We start from the raw sequence: 25,635 nt of genomic DNA on the forward strand, positions 1-25,635 counted from the left end.
TGCCCGCTGTCAGCTTCAACTCGATCTCACGTAGCAGCTTCAGCACGTCTTCGTCTGAATGTCGCTTCCTCGCCATGCCCAATCCCCTCTCGCGGCAAATGTAATGGCCCAGTTCTAGGGGGGAAGGGCAACCTGGCCCCCGCTGTGGAGGCTCCGCTAGATCAGACTTCCATCTGAGCAGATCAATGCTTAGATCAGTCGCGGCTGCACCATCGAGGTCTTGTCAACGTTGGCCGAGCCAACCGATATTAGGAGATAGGGATAGGGATAGGGATAGGGATAGGGACCGGACAACGTTGCCTGGTGAGGATCAAGCGACGTCTTAGGATAAGTCTAGGTCGTGCATTTGCGAGCTACGAGGAGTCGTATGAAACGTGGGTTAGCAATTTATGGAGGGGGCAATTACATTTTCTACATAGCCGGGGTATTAAATCGCCTCATAGAAAGAGGTCTTCAGTTCGACGCGTCCGCGAGCTACAGCGCAGGCGCAGCTCTGATACCTGCCGTAATTTCAAAGAACATTGATGTACTTCTTAACTTTTATTGCGCACAGAGTTTCGATAGACTTGGCGCCTACAACAATCAGAACATGGCTTGGTTTGATAGAATTTTTAGTAGAGATGCTGCTTATTTCCGTATCCTACGAAATAGCTATGATTTTGGCTCTATTCAATCGTCACAGAAGGATATTCGAGTTATTTTTGCTACCTACGAAAGTAGAATTCTTGGCGGTCGTATTGTCGCCCTTGGTGGACTTGCTGCGCTCGCAGCCTACGCTCGTTCGAGACGGCTTGCCGGGCAAACAGCATTGACGCTGTTTAAAAGATGTGCGGGCCTTCGTGCTGATATTGTCGATATGCGTACCTGCACCACGCGGGACGAAGCGATTCACATTGTTCAGGGTAGTTCCACTATCTATCCGTTCATCAAGATCCGCTCGCACAAGGGTCGATATATGCTGGATGGGAAGTTTGCGCTCCTGTCACCGATTGCGGCGCTCGACGATTGTGATCGAATTATTTCAGTGCATGGGAGCTACACCTTCCCGGTGAAGCGAAAAAACCTCGTTCAAATAGGACCGAACCGCCCCTTGAACGCTAAACCCTTTGAATTGATTGATCGTGAAGGCGTATTCGGGCTTTTTGAACGCGGCACCGCTGATGCTGACTCACATTATGAAAGCATAGCAAAGCTTGGATTTTTTGATGATCGCTCTAAAGGGTAGGATCACCCGAACCACGCGTACTAATTATTAACCTGACCCGCTCCCCTTGGAGTCCGCCTATATGAGTTAGCTCTGTTCAGGTTTTGATCTTCGTTTGAACGGTTAGTATATTCGTGTGGCGTCAGGCCAGCGAGGTTAGAGTGAGGCCGCTTGTGATTGTAGTCGGCGCGCCATGCCGCAATCATGCGGCATGGCGCAAAGACTGGAACATGTGTTCGTTCAGGCACTCCTCCCCCATTCGACCATTGAAGCTTTCGACGAGGCCGTTCTGCATCGGTTTGCCTGGCGCGATGCTCAAATGCCAGCCGACCTTTCGGTCTTCTTGCCATTTGAGCATCGCATTTGATGTCAGCTCCGTCCCGTTGTCTGAGACCACGAGGCAGAGATACCCACGCAACTCGGCGATCCGGTCTAGCTCACGGGCGACACGCGCACCGCCGATGGAGGTATCTACCACGGCGGCCAGGCATTCCCGGCTGAAGTCGTCAATCACGTTCAGCACCCGGAACCGACGTCCGTCTTCCAGCGCGTCCGACATGAAGTCGAGCGACCGCCTCTGGTTCGGCCCTTATGGGATTGCCATGCATGTTCTGGTGCCCACTGCGCGCTTGCATCCGCCCCGTTTATGAGCGGTTAACCCTTCTTCGCGGTAGAGCCGGTACAGCTTCTTCCAGTTCACCTCCCAGCCTTCGCGTTTCAGCAGGATGTGCAGCCGTCTATAACCGAACCGACGCCTCTCGGACGCCAGTTCCTTCATCCTGATGCGCAACGCGGTGTCTGCCGGACGCTTCGACGTCCGTCGATAGACACGCAGATCGATCCCAGCCAACGCACAGGCCTGCCTCTGATTATTACCCTTAGTCTTCATGGCCCAGTTCACAGCATTCCTCCGCGAACCAGGCCTCAGAAGTTTTTTCCGAGCATCTCTTTCAGGGTGGCAACGTCGAGCATCTGCTCCGCGAGCATCTTCTTCAACTTGGCGTTCTCAGATTCCAGCGTCTTCAAACGCCGCGCATCAGACACATCCATCCCGCCATACTTGGACCGCCATTTGTAGAATGGTCGCATCGCTGATCCCATGCTTGCGACACCGGTCCTTCGCGTCCAGCTCGGATTGGTGCTCCTTCAGAATGCCTGCAACGATGGATGTAACGGATAGCGTCGCTTCGGAAGTCACACTCACCAAAGCTCTCTGCAAAATCTGATCGCTATGGACTCCACATTAGAAACAGGCCCATGTGACCTTCTGATCCAGGGTGGACCAAAGTCTTGTCTGGCGCGAGATTTTGATGTAACTTGAACTAGAGAGACAGTGATGATCTTTGATCTGAACTTTACACTCGCCCGGATCGCTGAGGTGGTAGGCAAGAACCCTGTCACGCTTCGCACTCATATCAATCGTGGATTGGTGACCGCCCAGGGGCCGCGGAACATGACTGGGGACAAGCCCGCAGGGAAACACTCCCGGTTTAGCTTCTTTACATTGATGGAATTTGCGATGGCCTACCGGCTCTACGACGACCGCGGCCTTCAGCTCGACAAATCCTTCGATTACGCGCGTCATTTCGCGCACGGATCTGGTGGCGGAGATGTCTTCGATCTGCCGTATCGATATCCCGCCCTGCCATTTCATTACGATCATGGCGAGACCCTCTGGGGCATCGCTGGTGAACGTTCCTTTGAGATCCCCACCAATAGCGCGCCGGGCAGGGATCTCTACACCATGATGCGACACTACCTGCAATCTGACGATTTCATGCTGGTGAACGCGAGCAGCGTCTTCGACCAGATGTGCGCCAAGTTGAGACTGCATCCGATCGAGGTTTTGGATGAAGTCTATGGCGACGACATCGAGGACAACGGCCCGGAATGGCCAGAGGCGCCGGAGTAGAAAGTGGCTCGCCCTGCGCCCCTCTTCGCTGACGAGCGTACCGCTGCGGCACTGTTCTGCATGAAGCAGAAGGAGTTCCGGACACTGGTCGATGCCAGGCATTTGCCTCAGCCGAGAGATCTGGGCAGGTTTGAACGCTGGGACGTGGACGAGTCGCGCCGCATTGCCTCGGGTGAAGCCGTCGAAGGATTGGGGGACGTAGAATGGTGACTAAGCGCTACTTCTGGCGAAATGTCCGGGGACGTCCTTGCGTCCGCATTAAGGGCAAGGTCTATCCTCTTCGCGACGAAAACGGCGTCTATCATGAGTTGGACACCGAAGAGGGCGACCGGCACTACTGGGAAATTCTGACTGGCAAGAAGATGGAAGCGAAACGCTCCTGGTCCGCGGCCATCAAGCTCCTTCGCGAATCCGACCGATGGGCCGGGCTTTCCTCCCGCTATCGGCAAGACCTTGAGCCGGTTCTTGAGTACATCGAGAAGAAGATCGGCAAGCGCGATGTGTCTCACCTGACGCATGCAGATATCTATGCCGCGATGGATGCGAATAAGCACCGCGTGAGGTTCGCCAACTATATCCCCGTTGCAATCTCTCTGATTTTCAAGGTGATTGTCCGGCGGCGGTGGATTCAGAACAATCCTGCGACTGACATAGAACTTCTCAAAGTTCCGAAATCACGCACTAAGCCGCACCTTCCCTGGACCAACGAAGCCGTTGCCAAGTGGCGCGCGAAGGCAGGACACTTACCCCTTCTCATCTTCGAGATCGGGGTCGGCACCGTCCAGCGACCGGGCGATTGGGTCGATTTCCGTTGGGAGGATTTCGACGGCGAGGCACTCAACCTCGACCAAAACAAAACCGGGAAGCCGCTGTGGCTCCCCTGCACTGCCCCGCTCTTGAAAGTTCTTGCCGCGGAAAAGGCTCGGCTGGGATATGAACCTCATGGCTCACACTTCATCCTACGAGGTCCAAAAACTGATCGTCTGACCTATCGCCGCATGGCCGATATCATGCGTACGGAACGCAAACGGCTGGGACTCGAGGCATACGACCAGCACGCGCTTCGCTATCGCGGCGTGATGGAATTGGCGTGGGCGGACTGCGACGACGAAGAGATTATGTCCTATAGCGGCCACACCACGAAAGCGATGGTCGTCAAGTATGCGGGGATCGCCCGTCAGATTATGCGAGCAAAGTCCGCCAGCGAGAAGCGGAGGCTCTGGGCTCAGCTATAAACAGAACAAGCACAGAACGCGAAAGTGATAACAGGGGTGATAACTGCTTGCAGGCCGCTTCGCAAAACTCTAATGAAACCAAGGCTTCGGCGAGTTGGCGGAGTGGTTACGCAGCGGATTGCAAATCCGTGTACACCGGTTCGATTCCGGTACTCGCCTCCATTTAATTTCAATCACTTGGCTCACCTCACTGATTGCGCGCGCTGCGCGGTTTGCAGGAGCGTTGACAGTTGTGTTCATGGTCCGCCCCTTTTGGCCTGTGCCAACATAACCAAGACGGCGTCCATTTCGTCGGGTGAGACTCGAGCGTAATGCTCGATCACATTGGCGGCGTGGCAGATCGACCAGCCTATGCGATCAGGCTCAGGATACATAGCCAATAGATGACGGTTGCGGCGAGGGCGATTGCAGAGAGGAAGACCTTTGGGCATCTGTCGTAGCGGGTCGCCACTCGCTGCCAGTCCTTGAGCCTTCCGAACATGATCTCGATCCGGTTGCGCCGCTTGTCGTATTGGACCGGGGTCTTGCGTTGCTTTCTTCCAGGGATACAGGCGCGTACCCCTTTGTCCTTCAACGCTTCCCTGAACCAGTCGGCGTCATAGCCGTGACCAAAAGGTTGAGCGGCCGACATTCACCATTGTCGCTCGGACCAGTGGCGCCCCATGGCTCATCTGTCGCAAATGGCATGCAGTTTGGTGTTCATTCCGCCCTTGGTCCGACCGATCAGGCGTCCACGCCCCCCTTTTTCGCGCCCATGCTGGTCGCTGTTTGATGGGCTTTCAGATAGGTCGCCTCGATCATCACGGTCTTCTCTTCGCCATGCTCAGCGGCCAGGCCGGCCATCATCCGGGCAAACACACCCTTGTCGCTCCACCGCTTCCAAAGATTGTAGAGTGTCTTCGGCGGGCCATATTCCGGAAGCGCGTCTCGCCAGCGCAAGCCTTTGTGATTGATGAAGATAATCCCGCTCAGCACGCACCGGTCATCGACGCGCGGCTTGCCGTGGGACTTGGGGAAGAAGGGTCGAAGACGCTCCATCTGCGCCTCCGTCAGCCAGAAAAGATCAGACATGTCACCGCTCGTTTTCGACGAGTGAATCACGCTAACGCTTGCCGATCAATGGGTCCTGACCCTAGGCAAAAGAGTCGAGAGCCCCCTTGCGTCCATTGGCGATCCTCCGTCCGGTTTTGCTCTCGCGGAGCATCAGCATGGCGGGCGTAACGATGAGGGTGAGCACGGTTGCGATCACAAGACCGCCGGCGATGGCGGCGGAAAGTTCTGTCCACCACTGGGTTGATGGAGCTCCATAGACGACCTCTCGCGTGAAGAAGTTGAGATTCAGGCCGATCACCATCGGCATCAGGCCGAGTGCGGTGGTCACCGAGGTCAGGACGACCGGCCGCAGACGCTGGGCGCCCGTCCGTAGAGCGGCTTCTAGCGGGCTGAGGCCTCGGCGCAGGAAATCGTTATAGGTGTCGATCAGAACGATGTTGTTGTTCACGACAATTCCAGCCAGAGCGATCACGCCGATCCCGCCCATAACCACGCCGAAAGGGCGGCCCGTGAGGATGAGGCCCAGCAGCACGCCTGCGATGGAGAAGACGATCGCACTCATCACGACGAATGCCTGGTAGAAGCTGTTGAATTGCAGCACGAGGATGACGAGCATCAGGAAAACGGCGGCGATGAATGCGCCGATGAGAAAGGCCATCGCTTCGGCCTGATCTTCGGCCTCACCAGCGAAGCTGTAGGTCACGCCCTCTGGAAGATCCGCTGCGTCGAGCGCCGATTGGAGGGCCGTGATCTGGTCGTTCACCAGCAACCCGGGCCCAACATTGGCCTCGATCGTGACGACGCGCTGTTCGTCGAGGCGGCGGATCGTGCCGACCCGGGGCGTCGGTGCAAATGTGACGAAATTCGAGATCGGAACGAGGCCGGAGGCCGTAGGAACCCGGAGATTTCCCAGTTCGGCCAGTGTACGCGCATCGCGGGGGAAGCGAACCCGGATATCAAGCGCGCCTTCTGCGTCATCCGGACGGTAATCGGCCACGGTTACGCCCTGCGTAAGCATCTGAACGGCCTGGCCCAGAAGGCTGACATCCGCCCCGAAACGCGCCGCTTCCGCCCGGTTGACGAGGATCGACACCTCGACGCCGGGGAGCGACCGCGTATCGGTAATGTCGGTGAAGCCGCCGACGCGTTCCATCACGTCCAGAACCGCGCTGACGGCCTCTGTTTGAGTGTCGGAGGCCCTTGCCCGGATCTGAAGATTGATCGGCTTTCCCGCAGTCGGTCCGCCGTCTTCCGTTTCGACCTGGACATCGATACCGGGGATATCGGCGACGTCGGCCCGGATGCTCTCACCGATTTCGGCAGCCTTGCGGCGTTCGTCCCATTCGATCAGGTCGAGTTGGATGACGCCGATCGTTTCCTCGTCGCCTTGCCCGGCCGACATGGTGGACCGGGCATAGACGCTCTCGACCTCGTCGTATTTGAGCAACCTGTCTTCGACGAGACGGACGAGAGCGTCACGCTCCCAGATCGAGAGATTGTCTCGCGCCCGGACCTGAACCGACATGAATTCCGGTTCAACCGATGGGAAGAAGGCCAGACCGCGGCCGAATTGGCCGTATGACGCGAAAGCTCCAAGAAGGAGGGCCAGTGCGAACAGGAGGGTGGCCGCGGGCCGCAGAAGCGCCCATTCCAGAACGCGGACATAGGCCCCCGTCCACCCCTCCATCTCGCGCGGATCGCCCTGTTCAGCGGCGCGGAGCGCACGCTTTGCGCTGGAGGTTTGCGGCTGACGCCGCCCGATGATGCTGCCTGTCACCGGAATGAAGATGAGCGCCATGAAGAGCGACGCGAAGAGGGTCAGGATGACCGTGATGGGCAGAAACTTCATGAACTCGCCCACCAGCCCGGTCCAAAAAAGGAGCGGGAAGAAGACGCTCAGCGTCGTTGCGGTTGAGGCGATGACAGGCCAGGCCATCCGCTTGGCGGCAGCGGCATAGGCAGCGCGGGGGCTTGCCCCATCCTGCAGATGCCGGTCGGCAAGTTCGACGGTGACGATCGCACCGTCAACGAGCATCCCGACGACGAGGATCAGGCTGAAGAGCACGACGATGTTCATCGTATAGCCCATCGCCCAAAGTGCGGCGACCCCGGTCAGAAATGCGCCGGGGATCGCAAGCCCGACCAGAACTGCTGACCGAAGCCCCAATGCGAAGACGATGACAATCATCACCAGGATGACAGCCGCGATCACATTTGCCTCCAGATCCGAGAGCATCGTTTTAACATCTTCGGACTGGTCCTGGAGATAAGTCACCTCGACGCTGTCCGGCCAGTCTTCGCTGACGCTTTCGATAACCTCCCGCACCTGTTCGATGGTGTCGATAATGTTCGCGCCGGAGCGTTTGACGACTTCGAGAGATAGGGCCGGTTGACCGTCGATCCGGGCAAAGCTGGTCGGATCTTCGAAGGTTCGCCGCACGCTGCCAACATCGGCGAAGGTCACGACCGTATTGCCGCGCACTTTCACAGGCAGGGCCATGACATCTTCGATATCCTCGATCAGACCCGGAACCTTCAGGCCGATGCGCGCACCGCCGGTCTCTATCGCGCCGGCGGCAATCAAGCTGTTGTTGCGCTGAAGCTGCCCGATCAACTCATCAAAACTCAGATTGTAGGTCTGAAAGACGGTTGGATCGATCAGGACCTCAAGGACTTCGTCACGCTGGCCGCCGATGTCGATCTCCAGAACGCCGGGCAGCGCCTCTAGGGCGTCCGCGGTATCATCGGCGATGGCGTTCAGGGCACGCTCCGGGACAGGCCCCGATAGCACGATGGTGATGATCGGGAAGAGAGCGGTGTTTATCTCGGTGATCTGGATGTCGTAGGCATCGTCCGGCAACTCGCTTTCGACCCGGTCAGCGGCTTCTCGAACCTTATCGAGCGCGTCGTCGATGTCGCCGCCCGCTGTGAATTCAAGCTGGATGGATGCAAACCCTTCGGCGGCATCCGACGACATCTCGTCGAGGTCTTCGATGGAGCCGAACTCTGCTTCCATCGGCTCCAGCAAAAGCCGTTCGGCATCAGTCGGACTGATCCCGTCAAGCCCCGTTGATACGTAGACCAGCGGGAGCGGCACCTCAGGGTTCGATTCTTTCGGGATCGAGATGTAGGCAACCGTCCCGACACCAAGCAGCATGACGAGCGCCATCATGACAACACGCGATCGGGAGAAAGCGGCGTCGATGATCGCGTTCATCGTCCGGCCTCCCGCGCGGTCGAGGTGCCGCTCAAATCGATCTCCGGCGCGGCGCGTACGGCTTCACCATCCTGAACGAAGCCCTGACCGATGGTGATGATTTCTGCTGCGTCCGGAATACCAGTAACCCAGATGCCGTCGATTTCTGCGCGGACCACCTCTACCGGATAGAAAACCACCCTCTCCTCCTCGACGGTTTTCACGCCGATTTCGCCGGACGGATCGAGCGAGACGATGGACGGAGAGATAAAGTGGGCCTGCGTTTCTCCCGTAGGGATAGAGACCTCGGCAGAGATCCCGGCCGCGATCTCACCTCCGTCATTCGGAACCTCGATTTCGGTCAGAAAGGTGCGGGTATCGGATGAGGCGGCTGATCCGACGAAAGTGACCCGGCCGTTGCGCTGTTCACCGGTAATGAACGTGACCGTGGCCTCTTGACCGTCCCGGATCCTGGTCAATTGCTGCTGCGGCACCTGTACCGCCACGGTCAGGGGCTGATTATCGACCAGACGGGCGACCTCCGCACCGGCTTGGATGAATTCGCCCTCGTCCAGGGTCATCGTCTCAAGCCGTCCGGCAAAGGGCGCCACGATATCGGTGCTTTCCAATGCGGTTTCGGCTGCAACCAACTGTGCTTCCGCGGCGGCCAGGGTGGCCCGGGCCTCTGAAACGCGGTCCTCGGTGGCGCTCCCCCGCTCGCGCAGATCCTGGGCATTGTCGAATTCCCGCTGCGCGCGTGCGACCTCCTCGCGGGCGCGCAGAACATCCGCGCCTTCGCGCTCTGTCGACAGACGCGCGATGACAGTGTCGGCCTCGACAACCTGCCCTTTCCTGACGAAGACCTCTGCCACATCGCCCGACGCCTCGGCGCGGATCATCGTGTCCCGATCCGGCAATGCCTGCCCTTCGGCCTGAAAGGTGAGAACCACAGGCTCCGCTTCGGAGATTCTGACAGCCACCGCGATCGCCTGAAGCTCCGTCTCTCCGGCCCCATCGAAGGCGTCTTCGCTCGGAAAGACAAAACCGCTCCCCATCCAGGCGATGATAAGCACAACGAACCCGCCTGCGACCCACGTCGACCGCCGTGCGCCTGCATCGTCTTCGTCGAAACCCAGTACGTCGCGATGCTGACTTCCCGACGCTTCGCCTTCGTCGCGCATTATCTTTCCTTCGTCATCCGGCCTGGCTTGCAGAGGCTCTCTGTCGCGGTCCGTCAAATCTATGGCAATAATCACGAAACAATCCGCCGCTTCTCCATCCTTCCAATTCCACCCCGATGCAAGACATCGATCCGCTGGTGACGGTGATCGGCCGAGAATGCAGACCTGTCCTCCGCCGCTCCGGTAAAAAGCCGCCGCTGAACCTGACAGGCGACATGATCGTCAACACTTGTGGGACAAGACCGGCTGGCGACGGTCAGTCTTGGCAGGGCATGTTAGGCGGGAGCTCACCTGTGACGTCGTCTTGGAGACTGTGCCATCGAAAGACTGCGCCCCCTTTCTGTTCAATCAGTCAGCGGCAGACGGACAGTTGCGCGCAGTCCGACCTCCGGCAGGTTCTCTAGGGCAACCGTTCCGCCGTGGGCGGCAATGACATCTTGAACGATCGCCAGGCCCAGCCCGACGCCGCCCGTCTCGGCGCTGCGGCTGTCTTCACCGCGCACGAAGGGCGCAAAGACTTCGGTGAGCATGTGGTCGGGGATCCCGGGGCCGTCATCATCGATGGTGACGACTGCCACGTTCGCATCGCGGATCATTGAGGCGCTGGCCGACTTCCCGTATCTCAGCGCGTTGTCGAGGAGGTTGCCGATCGCCCGGCCAAGGGCGACGGGACGGCCGCGGAGGATAGCCTCTTCATGGCAGTCGAACGGCACGCCCCGCTCCACGCAGGCCCGCTCGACAAGCGGGCCGAGTTCAACATCGCGAAAGGGTTCGCCCTCGCTGCTCCCGCGGGCATAAGCGACCAGCCCGTCGGCCATCACCGTCATCTCGTCCAGCGTGCGGATCATCGGGCCGCTTTCTTCCGCTTCCAGCATCTCGGCGCGGATGCGCAGGCTGGTGATCGGCGTGCGCAGGTCATGACCCACGGCGGCGAGGGTCCGCATACGCTCGGCATCGAAACGGGCGATCCGCGCCTGCATATCGTTGAAGGCCGTGGCCGCATCGCGCATCTCTCGCGGCCCCTCGGCATTCACGCGGGCGCTTCGATCCCCGCGCCCGGCTGCGCGGGCTGCAGAGGCAAGCTCGGTCAGCGGTTGCGTCAAGCGGCGAACGAAGAGCAGCCCAACCCCAAGCACGGCCGCAAGCGACAGGACAAGGATCAGCAGGAATGCACCCTCGTCGCTCCCAGGTGGGCGGGGCTGCCTGCCCCGCGAGCGGATGTTGAGCCACTGCGCCTGCCCGCCTTCGGGGATACTGAGCCGCACGGACGCGGCCACGGCTTCTCTCATACCTGCCGCCTCGCTATCGGGCCGCACCCGGATAGCCGCCCGCACGTCACGTCCGTCAAGCGCCTCGGTCAGGGCGCGCGCCAGGGCGAGGGATCGGGGCGCGTCAGGTTGCGTCATCACGAGTGGCTCCGGGTCCACCGTGACCCGGGAAAAGCGGGTCGAGGCCGCGTGCGCGAGGCGTGGGCGTGCCTCTGGGACGGCGGCTTCCAATGCTGGCACCAGGGAGAGAATCCGCTCCTCTTCCCGGGCCACGAGGGCCGCGCGGTCAAGGCGGACCCGCTCGAACGACAAGACCGCGAGGGCCAGCAAATTCGCACTGACGAGAGAGACGATCAGGAGAAGCGCAAAACGGCCCGCGAGGCCGTTGGGCAAAAGGCGGTGAAAGACGGTCAAGCGTTGTATACCTCGGTGGCCAGGCGGTATCCGCCACCCCAGTCTGTCACGATCAGGCGTGGCTCTTTGGGATCCTCTTCGATCTTGCGGCGCAGGCGGCTCACGCTGTTGTCGATCGCGCGGTCATAGGCCTTGGCATCGCGCCCGGCCGTCAGGTCTAGCAGGCGGTGGCGCGACATCACCGTTTGTGGATGATCGAGCAAGACGCCAAGAAGCCGGCTTTCACCCGATGTCAGGGGGATGGCGCGGCCATCCGTATGGCGCACCTCCTGCGCCGCCGGATCGTGAATCCAGGGGCCAAAACACCTGCGGCCCGGCGCCACCTGTGGTGCAGGCGGCGGCGCGCGGCGCAGCACTGCGCGAATACGTGCGACCAGCTCACGCGGATTGAAAGGCTTCACCACGTAATCGTCCGCGCCCAGCTCAAGCCCGACGATGCGGTCGGTCTCGTCAGCCATGGCGGTCAGAAGGATCACCGGCGGCCCCCCGCGCGCGACCAGCCAGCGGCAAAGGCTCAGCCCGTCCTCGCCCGGCATCATGATGTCCAGCACGACCAGGGCCGGTGCGCTTTCCTCGAGCGTCCGGCGCGCCTCGGCGGCGCCCGCGGCAAGCTGCGTCCGCAAGCCCTGGCGCCGCAGGTACTTGCCCAGCGGTTCGCGGATATCGCGCGCGTCGTCCACGATCAGCACTAGGGGGGCCGTCTGCTCCATTCTATCTCCTGCAACCGGACCGGTCCGCATGTTCCTAGCGCCGCCAGCCCGCCCATCCGAGTCTATGCCCTGTCTCGATTGTCGCAAATTGTATCAGCGCCCCGGGGCTGCGACAGGTCGCGACAAAGAAGGCCTCGGGCTGACAAACCTTCCGGGCTGACCTTGTCCATATCGGGGTGAGCGGAGGCGAAACCGCCTCCCGAAACCCGACGAAAGGACATCCAACATGAAACGACTGAACTTTACCGCCATCAGTGCCCTGACCCTGTGCCTTGTCGGACTCGGCGCCGTCGTCGCGAACGCGCAGGACGACGTCGATCCGACGCCGCCGCCATCGGCAGAGGCGCAAACGATGCGCGCCGATCTTCGTGGCGACCATGGCGGAAATCGCATGCGCGGTCATCGCGGCGGGATGCGCGGCGGTGAGATGCTGCGCGACATCTTCGATGCGGCCGATGCCGATGGCGACGGCGCCGTCACGCAGACCGAGATCGATGCCTACCGCTCCGCGCAGCTGGCCGAAGTCGATGCATCGGGCGACGGCGCCCTGTCGATCGAAGAGTTCGACACGCTCTACCGGAGCTTCACACGCTCACGTATGGTCGATGCTTTCCAGGCGCTCGATGCGGATGGCGATGGGCAGATCGCGCCGGAGGAGATGGACCGCAGCGTCTCGCGCTTTTTTGAGCGGATGGACCGCGACGGCGACGGCACGCTGACCCTGCAACGCCCGGGTCGTCCGGCGCCTCAGGAGTGAAGGACGATCGGGGCGGTCTGCACCGCCCCGATCCAGCCAGCGCAGCCGGCACGAAATCCGCCGCAGGCCCGCTGCGCTCCAGACGGAAAACTACCCGAACGTAAAGGAACAGGAGATCCCGATGATCCTCAACGCGTCAGACCTCGTGACTGTCCCTGAATTCGTTGCCCAAGCCGGACCTCGCATCGCTTGCGTCATACCGCCGTACGGCCCAGCACTCTGCACATTTTCCGCGGGCGCCTGCTTGAGGCGTCGGTGACGGTTTGCAGCACGGGACCTAGGTGACAGCGCTCGTGCTCAGCTGCTTCTCGAAACGCCATACCTCCAAGGGGAACGCTCCGTCCGAGGTATCGAGCGCCACGACGTGCCGACCTGCGTTGGTCCAGCCCGACTTTTCGTAGAAGCGGCTGGCCCGCCCGTTACCCACAGCGCAACCCAACCAAGCCATGGGGTGACCCGCTGCGCTGATACGATTTTCGGCGTCCTCCATCAGCGCTTGGGCGACGCCGGAACCGCGCGCTTTTGGCGACACATACATCTGATAGAGTTCGTTCTCTTTGGTCATGCAAAACCCTAGCACTTCAGAACCGTCAGTCGCGACTCGGGTATCAGCAAGGTTTCTTAGGGCGCGTTCACGGAAACTCTTTGCGGTACGCAGCTCACGAAGCGCGGGCGGAACAATCTCCGCATGAGCCTCGTGCCATCCAGCTTCCCAGATCGCACAAATCTGTCCGACCTGTCCTTCCGTCGGAAACTCCAATGTGTAGCCCATGGCACGAGGGTACGACCGGGCCAGCGTCTCGGCAACAGATCTGCAGGCCCATTGCGGACTTTGCTCTTCCGTCAAGCGCTGCAGGGCAGCTCTCGCACTACTGTCATTCGCGCCTCTAGACGTATTCGGGCACGGGAGTGCGATCACGGAGGGCGGGTCGCGGCTTTCCTGATCATCGCCGCCGGGGCGGGATATGATCCATACACCCGGGTCGTTCCGTTGAGAGGACGACTGTCCCCACTGGTATCGCTATCAAGTCTTCGCCTGCTCATCTGCGGGAATGGGGCAGTCGGCGCAGATGCGATTATCGCAAAGGCGGCAGAGCGTGCGGCGCTCGGATACAGTCGTCTCCATCGAAGACAACATCTTGTGCAGCAGCGCCGCAAAGGCCTCCTGCTCCGCGCTGGTCAGCGGGGTCAGCAGCGGCCGGATGGCGGCAAGGCGCCCCGTCAGGAGCTCCTCGCGAAGAGCCGCGCCCCGTTCGCTGAGGTAAAGCGCGATGGCCCGTCGATCGCGCGCCCTTCGACGCTCGACGAGGCCATCCGCGACGAGCCGATCGACAAGGCGCACGGTGCCTGGGTGGGACAGACCCAGGATGCGCCGCAGCTGATCGTTGGAGGGGCCGGAGCCGTATCCGATGACAACCAGTGCTGCAGGCGTTTCACCGCCATGCTGAAGGACCTCACGCGCCACCTCTCCGATGCGGTCGGCGACAGCAAGCCCGACGACACCGAGCAGATTGGCAGTACGGTCAATCATCGGTCGCAGGATATGTGCGGGACGCACGAATTTCAACTTGACAATATGTGCGCTGCGCACATGATTGATCCCATGACCGAATAGTGGCCGCACGGGCCTACCGCAGGTCAGCGGGCGCCAACCCGAATTGACTGTGACCCAGATGGAGGGCGAGACATGCCGGATACGACACGCAGACGTCTGCTTGTCGGCGCGGGCCTTTATGCAGCAGCCGCGCTTGCTGGGCGTGGCCATGCCCATGTTCTGGAACCGGGCGGCGTCCCGACCCTCAGCGCCGCCGATTGGGACGCGAACAGTCCTCCCGAACTGGAGTTCCTGTTTGAGGCGCGTGTCCAGCTTCACCTGCCACCGACGGATGTGGGACAGACGCCCGACGGAAGGCGCATGATCTTTCTCGTGAAGGGCGGCACATTCGAAGGCCCTCACCTGCGCGGGCGTGTCGTGCCAGATGCGGGGGCTGACTGGGTTCGCATCCGGCCGGACGGGTCGGGCGTCCTTGATGTGCGCTTCAATCTGGAGACGCACGACAACGCGATGATCTACGTCTACTGGCAAGGGCGGTTCTGGTCGGCGCCGGAGGATGCGGGTTATGCGCTCGATCTCGAAAAGCCGGACGATCCGGAAGGTGCATGGCGCTACTATTTCCGTACGGCGCCGCAATTCGAGACCGGCGATCCTCGCTATGCCTGGCTCAACAACATCATCGCCGTGACCAAATCCCGAACGGGCGATGGCGGCCCCATTCACCGCGTCTTTGCCGTGATGTGATGCCCTGACGGCGCGGCCGCCGGAAAGCGGCGGTTTCACCGCCTTGATACCGCCGGCGCCCTATCGGCATGGAAATTGCTGGATGACCGACCCGACGAAGATCAGTCCGGCCAGATCGGTTGCATCCCGGCCCTCCGAAGAATACCGAAAAAAGACATTGGTTGGAGCCCTAGCATGCAGGACATTCCACGCATGGTGCATTTCTCGCTCTTTCCAACGCCGCTCGGTGAGTGCGGCATTGCGTGGTGCGGTGACATGGTCGTCGCAACACGCCTTCCGGACAAAAGCCCTGCTGGCACCGGCCGCCGTCTGGCCGCGCAAACGGGCGGGACGAAGGGCGAACCACCGACCACTATCCGGCACGCCATCGCGTCGATGACCGCTCTGCTCGAAGGGGAAGGGACGGACCTGACGTCCATTGCCTGCGATTTCGGCGGCATCGATCCGTTTGCAGCACAGGTCTACGCCGCAACGCGCGCGATCCCGGTCGGCGAGACAGCGACCTATGGCGCCATCGCGTCGCAGCTTGGCGACAAGCAGCTCGCCCGCACCGTCGGACAGGCCCTTGGCCGCAATCCGCTGCCGATCATTGTCCCGTGTCATCGTGTCGTCGGTGCAGATGGCAGGCTCACCGGCTTTTCGGCGGCCGGTGGCGTTGCGACGAAGCTTAGGATACTCGCGATCGAAGGCGCGCAGTTAGGCGGCACGCCCGGGCTGTTCGATGATCTTCCGCTCGCGTCGAAGCCGCGCAGGTGACGGCCTGCCTTGCCGTGAGGCTTTCTCGGGCGATGCCGGGATAATGGGATATCCCACTCGCGATGCTTTCCTTCGACAGCGTTAGCTTGAGCTCCGTAAGGATCCCGCTCGGCAGCTGTTGACCAAACCGAATCAACAAACGCATTCTAAACCTGAACGGCTTGGATCAGGGCACAACATCACGGATTCTGAGCCGGTGTCGTCCGCAAGCAAAGGATCGCTCAGACCCAGATCATCTGGAGACCAACCGGCAACAAACGGCCTATTCTATCGAGAGCTCACAGTCCTCGACGAGTTCATCCAACTCGAGGGGCTGATTTCCAGATCGAACGTAGCAGGATACACCAAGATGCAGGACGTCTGTAACTACCGCATTGCCACAGCCGCCAGTGCCAGAGACCGCTAACCTAGCTACTCCAATGTGGTCGTCAGCCCTGCGCTGCAAACTGCTTTACAACCACTGGGATATGTCGCATCGCTAGTCTATTGCTCCGTGAAACCTCCAATATGCTAGCTGCGAGATTTTGTTGATCATACGCATAATTGAAGAAGCTGCGAACAGGTTGCGAACCGCTCGACAGCTGAAAACATATCAAGGTTACATTGATGGATACATTGGCGATTACCTGCATGGCTGGATCCGCAAGAAAAACGATGAAACCCCTCTTTTCGTCGATATCTTTCTGAACGGCGACCTGGTTCACCGCAGGGTCTTAGCCAACAATTTCCGAGCAGATCTGAAAGAAGAAAAGATTGGTGCTGGCACGTTCGGCTTTCGGGTCCCAATCGATAATCTCTACCTTGCAAGCAACTGCCGCGTGACTGTTTGCTTGAGCGGCCAGAAACGAACTCTGCTCAGTCGTCGAATTCCAGTTACTCCCGAGATCGCTGCTCAGAGGGGCTTAGCTCCGGCGAAATCGCACCTGGATTCAGCTGAAATAGGGAATAGTCGCGGGGCATCATTCCTTGCGTCCAAGTTCATTACCCGGGTTAACACCCCTACGCCCAGATACAATTTTCATTTTGAGAGCCTCGAAGAATCTTTGTTCTGTGGGTGGGCTGTGGACACGAATAATCCAGGCGCTGTTTTCACGATGGGCCTCTCTTTTAACGGTTCGTGGTTTTGCGATGTACGCAATGATGCGTCTCGTGACGATCTATACCGTCTCAAGATTTCTGGAGGACGTGGCGGTATTAAGCAGCTGTTGCCCCGTGGGCTTATCAAGTCCGGAAAAACAACCGTTGCACTGCGCCTTCCGTCCGGAGAGGAATTCAAGAAGGAATTTGTCGTTACATGCACGGACAGCCCGCCGCCTGCAGCACCAAGCCGCCGCCTAAACTCAAGCAGAAACCGAACCGGAGCCTCCGTTACGAAACGGCCTACCCTTTCCGAAAAACTCTGAAGACGGACAGATGATACTACTCAGCCTCCTTCTGGCCCTCTTCAGTATTGGCCTTCGCCTGTCATGAACGCATGCGCGCGCCTGAAGGATCATATAGGGGCCGCAGGCTAATCGATGCGGGGACACGTGTGCCCGCGATCTCAATCTCGTAGCTGTTTGCCAGCACATCAGCCGAAGTCTCTCCCGCGCAAGGCACGTAGCCTAGACCAACGGCTGCCCCAAGGGCGTGGCCATAAGAGCCCGACGTGAGGATCGAGACCGGCTCGCCGTTCCGCAGGATCGTCTCGTCGTGATGCAGGATAGGATCGGGATCATCGAGCAGGAATTGCACCATACGGCGCGTCAGGCCTGCCTCCCGCCGACGCAACACGGCATCGCGGCCGATGAAGTCGCCCTTGCTGGTCCTGACCGCGAAACCGAGACCGGCCTCCAGCACGTGATCTTCGTCGGTAATGTCATGGCCGAAATGGCGAAACGCCTTCTCGCAGCGCAGTGAATCGAGAGCATGCAGACCGCAAAGCTTCGGAGGTGCATCGACACCCATGATTGCCTCAAAAGCATGGGCCACCTGATCGGTCGGGAGATAGAGCTCCCAACCAAGCTCCCCGACGTAGGAGACGCGGTGCGCACGGGCAAGGGTAAGACCGATTTCTACTTCACGCGCGGTTCCGAAGGGATGTCCTTCATTCGATAGATCGCCCGCACCGGCCGCCATCAGTACCTCACGCGCGCGAGGGCCCATGACTGCGATCACGCCCTCACCACTCGTCACGTCGGTAATGACGGCGAAATCATCGCCGACATGCCGGGTCAGCCAGGCCAGATCGCGCCGCACGGTGGCCGCGGGCACGACGCACAGAAAAGCCGTCTCGGACAGTCGCGTTACGGTCAGGTCGCATTCGATCCCACCGCGGGCGTTGAGCATCTGGGTGTAGACGATGCGGCCCGGGGCGACGTCGACCTCGCCTGCACAAACGCGGTTCAGGAAATGGCAGGCGTCGCGTCCCTCGACGCGGATCTTGCCAAAGGTCGACAGGTCGAAGAGGCCCGCGTCCTCACGACAGGCCATGTGCTCGACCGCGCGGTTTTCGAACCAGTTGGCGCGGTGCCAGTCATGGCAGTACTCCCGCTCCTGTCCATCGCGGGCAAACCAGTTGGCGCGTTCCCATCCTGCGGCTTCTCCAAAGACTGCGCCGCGCGCCTTCAGGGTATCATGCAGCGGGGTGCGGCGCACGCCACGGGCCGTCTCGGGCTGCCGGAAGGGCCAATGATCTGCGTAAAGCAGACCAAGCGTCTCGCTCACGCGTTCGCCGAGATAATGCCTCGAACGCTGGAACGGCTGAGCCCGGCGAATATCGACGTCCCAAAGGTCGTGTGGCGGCAGACCGTCATCCATCCAGGCGGCCAGCGCCCGGCCTGCCCCACCCGATGAGACGATGCCGATCGAGTTATAGCCAGCGGCGACCCAGTATCCCCGAAGCTCCGGCGCCTCTCCAAGATAGTAGCGGTCGTCTGGCGTGAAGCTCTCAGGACCGTTGAAGAAGGTGCGGATTCCCGCCTCCTTGAGCATCGGCATACGCGCGATGGCAGTCTGGAGAATCGGTTCGAAATGCTCGAAATCCTCGGCAAGCGAATCGAACTCGAAGTTCTCGGGGATGCCTGCGCCGCCCCACGGCTTTGCGACGCGTTCGAAGGCGCCCAACAGGATCTTGCCTGCATCCTCCTTGTAGTAGGCGCATTCATCTGGGACCCGCAGTACCGGAAGGCGGTCGAGATCCGCGATGGGCTCGGTCACGAGATAGAAATGCTCGCAGGCATGGAGCGGCAGCGTAACGCCGGCGCGCGCGGCCAACTCGCGGCCCCACATGCCGCCACAATTGACAACGTGCTCGCAAGCGATCGTGTCGGTTTCGCCGTCCCGCACCCACGTCACACCTGTTACACGACCATCCTCTGTCAGGACGTCCGTAGCACTCACTCCCTCCATGATCGAAGCGCCGCGCATCCGCGCGCCCTTGGCGAGCGCCATCGCGACACCTGCGGGATCGCATTGCCCGTCGCCCGGCAGGTGGACAGCACCAAGGACGTCTCCAATCTCAACATGCGGGTGAAGGCCTGCAACGTCGGCCGCCGTGATTTCATGCGCTTCGACACCAAAAGCCCGGGCGAGGCCCGCCTGGCGGCGAATCTCTGTCAGCCGATGCTCGGTTAGCGCGAGGCTCAGCGACCCCGTCCGGCGCATCCCTGTTCCGATGCCTGTCTCATCTTCAAGGCGCGCATAGAGATCGGCCGAATAGCGCGCCAGCCGGGTCATATTCGCATTCGAGCGCAGCTGGCCGATCAAGCCGGCCGCATGCCAAGTGGTGCCACAGGTCAGTCGGCGGCGTTCCAGGAGCACCACGTCCCACCCCAGATCGGCCAGATGATAGGCCACGGAGCAGCCCGATACACCTCCGCCAATCACGACGGCACGCGCGGCACCAGGTACTTCTCTCATCTCAACCTCCTCCTTGTCGGATCCCTGACGCGGAAGACCATTTGCAGCGAGGGATTTGAGAACCGGGTATGACCATGGCCAACTCTTGCCGGCCTCAATGCGTCCCAAATGGCTCTCGCATCGTCAACGAGGTTATCGGCCTTCAACCGGAATTCGCGAGCAGCCTACCGATTTGATAGAACGATGCCTCGGAACTGAGAAAACCCAGAGACGATCACCTCGAAAGCTTCAGCGGCATGCCAAGGGCGTGCGAGCGGGCTGCAGCGTCTGCCAGTCTTTGGGCTGCGACCCCGTCCTCGATGCCGGGTGACGGCTTTATGCCCTTGCGGATCGCGTCCAAGAAAGCGCGCATCTCGAGCAAATATGCGGCCTCATAGCGCTCCAGAAAGAAATGCATGTTGGGGGCATGTGTGAAGCCTCCGGTACCTGCCCTTTCAACGAAATGCTCCGGATGATTTCCCGCACGCAGCATTCCGCCCGCCCCGTGCACCTCGATCCGCTGGTCGTAGCCATAGGTGGCGCGGCGGGAGTTGTTGATCTGGCAGAGCTTGCCTTTCGCCGTCTGCAACGTGACCGCGGCGGTGTCGATATCCCCTGCCGCGCCGATCGCGGGGTCGACGAGGCAGGAGCCCGTTGCGAACAACTCGGCCGGTTCTTCGCCTAACAAGAACCGTGCCATGTCGAAATCGTGGATCATCATGTCCCGGAATAACCCACCAGATGTCTCGACATAGGAGATAGGCGGCGGGTTGGGGTCACGGGATGTGATCACGATCATCTCGACCTCGCCGATCACACCTGTGCGGATCTGCGCTTCGAGATACGCGAAACTCGGGTCGAAGCGCCGATTAAAACCGGTGAAGAATGTCACTCCAGCTTCGGCCACGGCCTCCGCGCAGATTGACGCCCGCTCGGATGACAGATCGATGGGCTTTTCGCAGAAGATTGCCTTTCCGGAGATCGCAGCGGCATGGATCTGGTCGAAATGCAGCGATGTCGGAGTGGCGATGATCACGGCGTCGATATCGGCATCGGACAAGATCGCTTCGCTGTCGCGCACCTGTGCAGAGTGCCGGGATGCCAGCGTTTTCGCAGCCTCCGGGACAGCATCGGCAACCGCCACAAGCTGCGCCTCCCCGATCCGGGACAGGCTTCCGGCATGAACCTGTCCGATACGATCGCAGCCGAGCAGCCCAAGCCTGATCATTTCGCGCCTCCCTCGACAGGACCGAGTTGCCGCAAGACACGCTGAGCCGCAGCTTGAAGCGGATCTTCGACCTCCGACAGGATCTGCACCCGATCGAAGCGCTTAGCATCCCTTTCGAGAGCCGCGCGCAGGGCGGATCCGAAAGCCATGCGCAGTTCGGTACCGATATTGAACTTGCAGATCCGCGAGCCGCGGGCGAGGGCACTGCGCTGCGCAGGGGGCACACCCGAGCCGCCGTGAATGACCAACGGCACATCTGTTGCCGCCTCGATATCCCGGATACGCGCCTCGTCCAGCCCACCTTCCTGTTTCTGTTGGAGATGTACGTTTCCGACAGAGATGGCCATTGCATCGATACCGGTCTGGCGGGCGAACCGCGCAGCCTCTTGCGCGTCGGTTCCAAGCGACCTTTCCCCCTGATCGTACCCAACAAACCCGATTTCGCCTTCGCAAGAGATACCCGCCGAATGGGCCAGCTCTGCGATACGCGCCGTCTCGTCTATATTCCGCTCCAACGGCTTGCGAGAGCCGTCATACATCAGTGAGGTAAATCCCGCGTCGAGTGCCTCCTGACACTCCTCGAAAGTGTAGCCATGGTCGAGATGGACGACGACCGGGACCGCGACATTCTCGGCAAGATGGCGCAGCATCTTGCCCAGCACTGGCAGTGGTGTATGCGCCCGGCAGGATGGGCCGGCCTGTAGGATCACAGGCAACCCTACGGCCTCTGCTGCACGGGCATAGGCGCGTGCATCCTCCCAGCCCAAGGTCACGAGCCCGCCCACGGCATAGCCTTTTGCAAGCGCGGGCTGCAGCACGTCTTTCAGGGTGGCAAGCGTCATTTAAACTTGGCCACCATGTCCATGATCCCGGGGATCGTGTGAAGCTGCTCGGCATGGGTAGGCTGAAAGTATTGCTTCAGACTCCGCTGACTGAGACCACCGAGGATAGTGAAGTAGTACATCTCGTAGCCCGGCAGCACGCAGCACGGATGATAGCCCTTGTCGATACATATCGTGGAACCGTCCACGATGTGGTAGGCATCACCCGGTTCATTATCGACGCGCTGGAGCATTTGAAGGCCGGAACCGTGATTGGGCTTGAAGCGGAAGTTATAGGTCTCGTCGTGCCGGGTCTCTTCCGGTAACCGGTCGGTGTCGTGCTTATGGCTTGGAAAGCCTGACCAGCCGCCTGCCCCCACGGTGAAGAGTTCCGAGACCAGAAGGCGGCCGACCCGATCATGCTGCTTCTGGCCGAGGATATGCTTGATCTTGCGATGAGTCTTTGTGTCGTCGGAGCCGTATTGTACAAGATCCAGCTCACTTGCGCGCACGGCAAACGGCTCGAGCACTTCGTCGAATCTCGCACCCGCGATAAAAACTTCCGCATCGTCCGATAGGCAGGTGAAGCTCGCCTTGGCCGCGGTGGGAACGTAAACGCCCTCTGGCTCGCCATCCCAAACATCTACACCACGGCCGCCGAGCGACTTCGCCTCAAATCCGCCGACGGACACGTCGATCAGCCCAGTCGCAGGCACGATGCAGGTCTCGTACCCGGGAACCGCGTAGCCAAAACTCTGGCCTTTCTTCAGTTTGACGATGTTGAAATAGGTCAGCGGGACATGGCTGTGATCCACATCCACGATCGGTTTGTTCGCATTCTCATAAGGTGGGATATGCATGACTAGACCTCCGTAGGCCCCGGATGCTGGGCAAGGAACGCCTCGAGCTGGCCGGAGTCTGGCATAGCGGGCGCACAGCCCGGTTTGGAGACGACGATCGATGCGCAGGCCGAACCGCGCAGGATCGCCTCTTTGAGCGGCCGGCTTTCGGACAGGCTGGCAAGGAGACCCGCCATGAAGCTGTCTCCCGCACCGTTGGGCTTGACCGCGTCGACCGGATAGATGCCCGTGCGTATTTCCTGGCCACCGGCGAAGGTGATCGCGCCCTTCTCTCCCATCTTGTAGACAACGATATCTGCGCCGGCTCGGGCGAGTTCCTTCGCCTTTGCGAGACCTCTTTCCATGCGACCTGCCATGAAGCCGAACTCTTCGTCATTGCCGACGATCATGTCGCTCATCGCGCCCGCGCGGCTGAGGACGTCCGAGGCAATCTCCGGCGACGGCCAAGAATATGGGCGATAGTCGATGTCGAAGATAACCGGAATACCCGCCACACGCGCCTTCTCAAAGGCGTGAAAATGGGCGCTGCGCGACGGTTCGGCGGCAAAGACGGTCCCGGTGGTCACCAGCACCCCGAAGCTGTCGAGATCGACTGCATCAATGTCGGCTTCCGTCACTTCAAAGTCGGCCGCGCCATTGCGGTATATGACGTTCTGGAAATTCTCGGTTCGGCTTTCATAGACTGCAAGCGAGGTGCGATACTCACCGCTCACCGCTTTCACGTGGGTCGTTTTCACCCCGAAACGGGCAAGCTGGTTGCAACAAAAGCGACCGACGGCGTCATCGGAAACAGAAGTAACCAGAGCCGCTTCCGCCCCGAATTTGCAGAGCCCTGCGGCGATGTTGGCAGAACTCCCGCCAAGGCCGGACTGAAAAACCGCCGCATCCTCGCTTCGGGTCCCGATCGGATCTGCGAAAAGATCCATCCCTGCGCGTCCGAACACCGCAAAGCGTCTCTTGGCAATCCCGTCAAGGAGCATCACACCCCTCGCCTTTGCTTGGCACGTTCGGCTTCGATCTCGACATGCTTCTCACGGACCGACGCGTGTTCCGAGACTTCTGGTGTTCCCACTTCCCACCAGGTGTGTCCTTCCGTGGTCCAGCCCTCATAGGCGTCGACTTTCATGACGATCACGGAGGTCTTGTCAGCGGCTTTGGCAGCCTTGAAGGCGTCGGTCAGTTGCTCTGCATTGTCTGCGTAAACGGCGTTGGCGCCCATCGAAGCGGCGTGGGCAACGAAGTCGACGCTGAAGGCTTGTGGGATGGTCGGCGCATCCTCAAGAAGATTGTTGAAGCTCTCGTTGCCGGTGTTGTTCTGCAACTTGTTGATGACAGCGAAGCCACCATTGTCGAGTACGAGGATGATGAGCTTTTTCTCGGTGAGGACAGAGGAATAGATGTCCGAGTTCATCAGCAGATATGACCCGTCGCCGGTGAAGACGATCGTGTCCTGATCAGGCTCCTTCTCCGACTGCGCAATGCGCGCGCCCCAGCCGCCTGCGATCTCGTAGCCCATGCAGGAAAATCCGAACTCCACGTCCACGGTACCGATATCGAGTGTGCGCCAATTGGCCGTGATCTCGGCTGGCAGGCCACCGGCGGCGGCAACGACGCGGTCTCGCCTGTCGCAAAGCGCGTTCACGACCCCGATGGCCTGGGCATAGGAGTTGGGGCGGTTGCCAGGGCGGATGTTCTCAGCAACGTAAGCGTTCCACTTCTTGCGCTCATCCTGCGCGAAACGGACCCAGGTCGCGGGGGTCTGGTAGCCGGCCATTGCTTTGGACAGCGCTTGCAGGCCGAGTCTGGCGTCTCCGACAACGGGCAGGGAACGGTGCTTGCCGGCATCGTGTCGCCCGACATTGAGTGAAATGAACCTGGCGTCCTTGGCGAAGGCCGTCCACGATCCAGTCGTAAAGTCCTGCAGACGTGATCCGATCGAGAGGATCACATCAGCGGCCCCAGAAACCGCATTGGCGCTATCGGATCCGGTCACACCGACAGGACCAATGTTGAGAGGGTGATCGTTTAGCAGGTTTGCGCGGCCCGCAATGGTCTCGATAACGGGTATCTTGTAGCTCTCGGCAAAGGTCGTGAGTTCAGCCACTGCCTCGGAGTACTGAACCCCACCGCCTGCGATGATGACCGGACGTTCAGCCGTCGTGAGAAGGGCCGCGGCATCCGCGATCTCAGCCTCGTCGGGCATGACGCGACGGATGCGATGGGTCTTTTCTTCGAAAAGCTCGACCGGGAAATCGTAGGCCCAGCCCTGCACGTCCTGCGGCAGGGCAAGGAAGGCCGGGCCGCAATCGGCGGGGTCCAGCATCGTTGCTATTGCCGCAGGAAGCGACTGGATGACCTGGGCCGGATGGGTGATCCGGTCCCAGTACCGGCTGACCGCCTGAAAGGCGTCATTCAGCCCGAGAGCCGGGTTGCCGAAATGCTCAAGCTGCTGCAGCACCGGGTCAGGAAGGCGGGTCAGGAAGGTATCGCCGCACAGCATGAGCATGGGCAGGCGATTGGCATGGGCGAGTGCCGCTGCTGTGAGGAGATTCGCCGTACCAGGGCCAGCAGAGGCCGTGCAGAACATGAAGCGGCGGCGCAGGTGGTATTTTGCATAGGCTGCCGCCGCAAATCCCATGCCCTGCTCATTCTGTCCACGGTAGAGCGGCAGGGTGTCGCGATGATCATAGAGCGCTTCGCCCAAGCAGGTCACATTGCCATGACCGAAGATGCCGAAACCGCCGCCGCAAAGTCTTGTTCGCTCCCCGCCGATCTCGATGAACTGAGCATTCAGATAGCGGATGATCGCCTGTGCCGTGGTCAGGCGGACCGTACCGTCAGTCATTCCCATTCTCCCTCCCA

19 protein-coding genes, 1 tRNA gene and 2 pseudogenes are annotated in these 25,635 nt (G+C 60.5%); 8 read left to right on the top strand and 14 right to left on the bottom strand.

Annotation, left to right across the window (positions count from 1 at the left end; all coding sequences use genetic code 11):
- The first annotated feature begins 367 nt into the window (after positions 1–367).
- Complete coding sequence (locus AADZ90_RS17575) at positions 368–1,225, top strand: patatin-like phospholipase family protein (RefSeq protein WP_367311924.1); 858 nt, start codon at positions 368–370, stop codon at positions 1,223–1,225.
- A gap of 20 nt (positions 1,226–1,245) precedes the next feature.
- On the opposite strand, the pseudogene AADZ90_RS17580 reads toward AADZ90_RS17575, so the two are convergent.
- A pseudogene (locus tag AADZ90_RS17580) lies at positions 1,246–2,369 on the bottom strand (IS3 family transposase).
- Between the two features lie 171 nt (positions 2,370–2,540).
- On the opposite strand from AADZ90_RS17580, the gene AADZ90_RS17585 reads away from it, so the two are divergent.
- From AADZ90_RS17585 to AADZ90_RS17595, 3 genes are all read left to right on the top strand, one after another.
- Positions 2,541–3,116: a hypothetical protein gene (locus AADZ90_RS17585; RefSeq protein ID WP_367311925.1), complete on the top strand. Its 576-nt coding sequence runs from the start codon at positions 2,541–2,543 to the stop codon at positions 3,114–3,116.
- A 203-nt stretch (positions 3,117–3,319) separates the two neighbouring features.
- Positions 3,320–4,351, top strand: a complete 1,032-nt coding sequence (locus tag AADZ90_RS17590; RefSeq protein WP_367311926.1) for a tyrosine-type recombinase/integrase — start codon at positions 3,320–3,322, stop codon at positions 4,349–4,351.
- A gap of 88 nt (positions 4,352–4,439) precedes the next feature.
- Positions 4,440–4,513 (top strand) — tRNA-Cys (locus AADZ90_RS17595).
- Between the two features lie 187 nt (positions 4,514–4,700).
- Here the strand turns inward: AADZ90_RS17595 and AADZ90_RS17600 are convergent.
- The 5 genes and pseudogenes from AADZ90_RS17600 to AADZ90_RS17620 all read right to left on the bottom strand — a co-directional run bounded on the left by AADZ90_RS17600 (position 4,701) and on the right by AADZ90_RS17620 (position 12,173).
- Positions 4,701–5,422, bottom strand: a pseudogene (locus tag AADZ90_RS17600) (IS5 family transposase).
- A 61-nt stretch (positions 5,423–5,483) separates the two neighbouring features.
- Positions 5,484–8,621, bottom strand: a complete 3,138-nt coding sequence (locus AADZ90_RS17605; protein WP_367311927.1) for an efflux RND transporter permease subunit — start codon at positions 8,619–8,621, stop codon at positions 5,484–5,486.
- Positions 8,618–9,781, bottom strand: coding sequence for an efflux RND transporter periplasmic adaptor subunit (locus tag AADZ90_RS17610; protein ID WP_367311928.1), 1,164 nt, complete (start codon positions 9,779–9,781; stop codon positions 8,618–8,620). The genes AADZ90_RS17605 and AADZ90_RS17610 overlap by 4 nt, the downstream gene beginning before the upstream one ends.
- Positions 9,782–10,125: 344 nt before the next feature.
- Complete coding sequence (locus tag AADZ90_RS17615; RefSeq protein ID WP_367311929.1) at positions 10,126–11,463, bottom strand: ATP-binding protein; 1,338 nt, start codon at positions 11,461–11,463, stop codon at positions 10,126–10,128.
- Complete coding sequence (locus AADZ90_RS17620; protein WP_367311930.1) at positions 11,460–12,173, bottom strand: response regulator; 714 nt, start codon at positions 12,171–12,173, stop codon at positions 11,460–11,462. Before AADZ90_RS17620 ends, AADZ90_RS17615 begins: the two co-directional genes overlap by 4 nt.
- 226 nt (positions 12,174–12,399) lie before the next feature.
- Here AADZ90_RS17620 and AADZ90_RS17625 point away from each other — a divergent pair, with 226 nt between their 5' ends.
- A complete protein-coding gene (locus tag AADZ90_RS17625; RefSeq protein ID WP_367311931.1) occupies positions 12,400–12,930 on the top strand; it encodes an EF-hand domain-containing protein in 531 nt (176 codons plus the stop codon).
- 277 nt (positions 12,931–13,207) lie between these two features.
- On the opposite strand, the gene AADZ90_RS17630 is transcribed toward AADZ90_RS17625, so the two are convergent.
- Positions 13,208–13,702, bottom strand: a complete 495-nt coding sequence (locus tag AADZ90_RS17630; RefSeq protein WP_367311932.1) for a GNAT family N-acetyltransferase — start codon at positions 13,700–13,702, stop codon at positions 13,208–13,210.
- A 252-nt stretch (positions 13,703–13,954) separates the two neighbouring features.
- Complete coding sequence (locus AADZ90_RS17635) at positions 13,955–14,521, bottom strand: MarR family winged helix-turn-helix transcriptional regulator (RefSeq protein ID WP_411997080.1); 567 nt, start codon at positions 14,519–14,521, stop codon at positions 13,955–13,957.
- A gap of 96 nt (positions 14,522–14,617) precedes the next feature.
- On the opposite strand from AADZ90_RS17635, the gene AADZ90_RS17640 reads away from it, so the two are divergent.
- The 3 genes from AADZ90_RS17640 to AADZ90_RS17650 all read left to right on the top strand — a co-directional run bounded on the left by AADZ90_RS17640 (position 14,618) and on the right by AADZ90_RS17650 (position 17,388).
- Positions 14,618–15,229: a DUF3237 domain-containing protein gene (locus AADZ90_RS17640; RefSeq protein ID WP_367311934.1), complete on the top strand. Its 612-nt coding sequence runs from the start codon at positions 14,618–14,620 to the stop codon at positions 15,227–15,229.
- Positions 15,230–15,403: 174 nt separating this feature from the next.
- On the top strand, positions 15,404–15,985 hold the full coding sequence (locus AADZ90_RS17645; RefSeq protein ID WP_367311935.1) for a methylated-DNA--[protein]-cysteine S-methyltransferase: 582 nt from the start codon (positions 15,404–15,406) through the stop codon (positions 15,983–15,985).
- A 527-nt stretch (positions 15,986–16,512) separates the two neighbouring features.
- Positions 16,513–17,388: a hypothetical protein gene (locus tag AADZ90_RS17650; protein ID WP_411997081.1), complete on the top strand. Its 876-nt coding sequence runs from the start codon at positions 16,513–16,515 to the stop codon at positions 17,386–17,388.
- A 61-nt stretch (positions 17,389–17,449) separates the two neighbouring features.
- Here AADZ90_RS17650 and AADZ90_RS17655 read toward each other — a convergent pair whose 3' ends face one another.
- From AADZ90_RS17655 to iolD, 6 genes are all read right to left on the bottom strand, one after another.
- Positions 17,450–19,885, bottom strand: coding sequence for a GcvT family protein (locus AADZ90_RS17655; RefSeq protein ID WP_367311937.1), 2,436 nt, complete (start codon positions 19,883–19,885; stop codon positions 17,450–17,452).
- A 214-nt stretch (positions 19,886–20,099) separates the two neighbouring features.
- On the bottom strand, positions 20,100–21,092 hold the full coding sequence (gene iolG / locus AADZ90_RS17660) for an inositol 2-dehydrogenase (RefSeq protein ID WP_367311938.1): 993 nt from the start codon (positions 21,090–21,092) through the stop codon (positions 20,100–20,102).
- On the bottom strand, positions 21,089–21,934 hold the full coding sequence (locus tag AADZ90_RS17665) for a class II fructose-bisphosphate aldolase (protein ID WP_367311939.1): 846 nt from the start codon (positions 21,932–21,934) through the stop codon (positions 21,089–21,091). The genes iolG and AADZ90_RS17665 overlap by 4 nt, the downstream gene beginning before the upstream one ends.
- Positions 21,931–22,773, bottom strand: a complete 843-nt coding sequence (locus tag AADZ90_RS17670) for a 5-deoxy-glucuronate isomerase (protein ID WP_367311940.1) — start codon at positions 22,771–22,773, stop codon at positions 21,931–21,933. Before AADZ90_RS17670 ends, AADZ90_RS17665 begins: the two co-directional genes overlap by 4 nt.
- Before the next feature lie 2 nt (positions 22,774–22,775).
- On the bottom strand, positions 22,776–23,699 hold the full coding sequence (gene iolC, locus AADZ90_RS17675; protein WP_367311941.1) for a 5-dehydro-2-deoxygluconokinase: 924 nt from the start codon (positions 23,697–23,699) through the stop codon (positions 22,776–22,778).
- A gap of 53 nt (positions 23,700–23,752) precedes the next feature.
- The gene (iolD, locus tag AADZ90_RS17680) at positions 23,753–25,618 is read right to left on the bottom strand and encodes a 3D-(3,5/4)-trihydroxycyclohexane-1,2-dione acylhydrolase (decyclizing) (RefSeq protein WP_367311942.1); all 1,866 of its coding nucleotides are present in this window, start codon (positions 25,616–25,618) and stop codon (positions 23,753–23,755) included.
- Between the last annotated feature and the right edge of the window lie 17 nt (positions 25,619–25,635).

Source organism: Aestuariibius violaceus (genome assembly GCF_040779325.2).
Classification (GTDB): Bacteria; Pseudomonadota; Alphaproteobacteria; order Rhodobacterales; family Rhodobacteraceae; genus Aestuariibius; species Aestuariibius violaceus.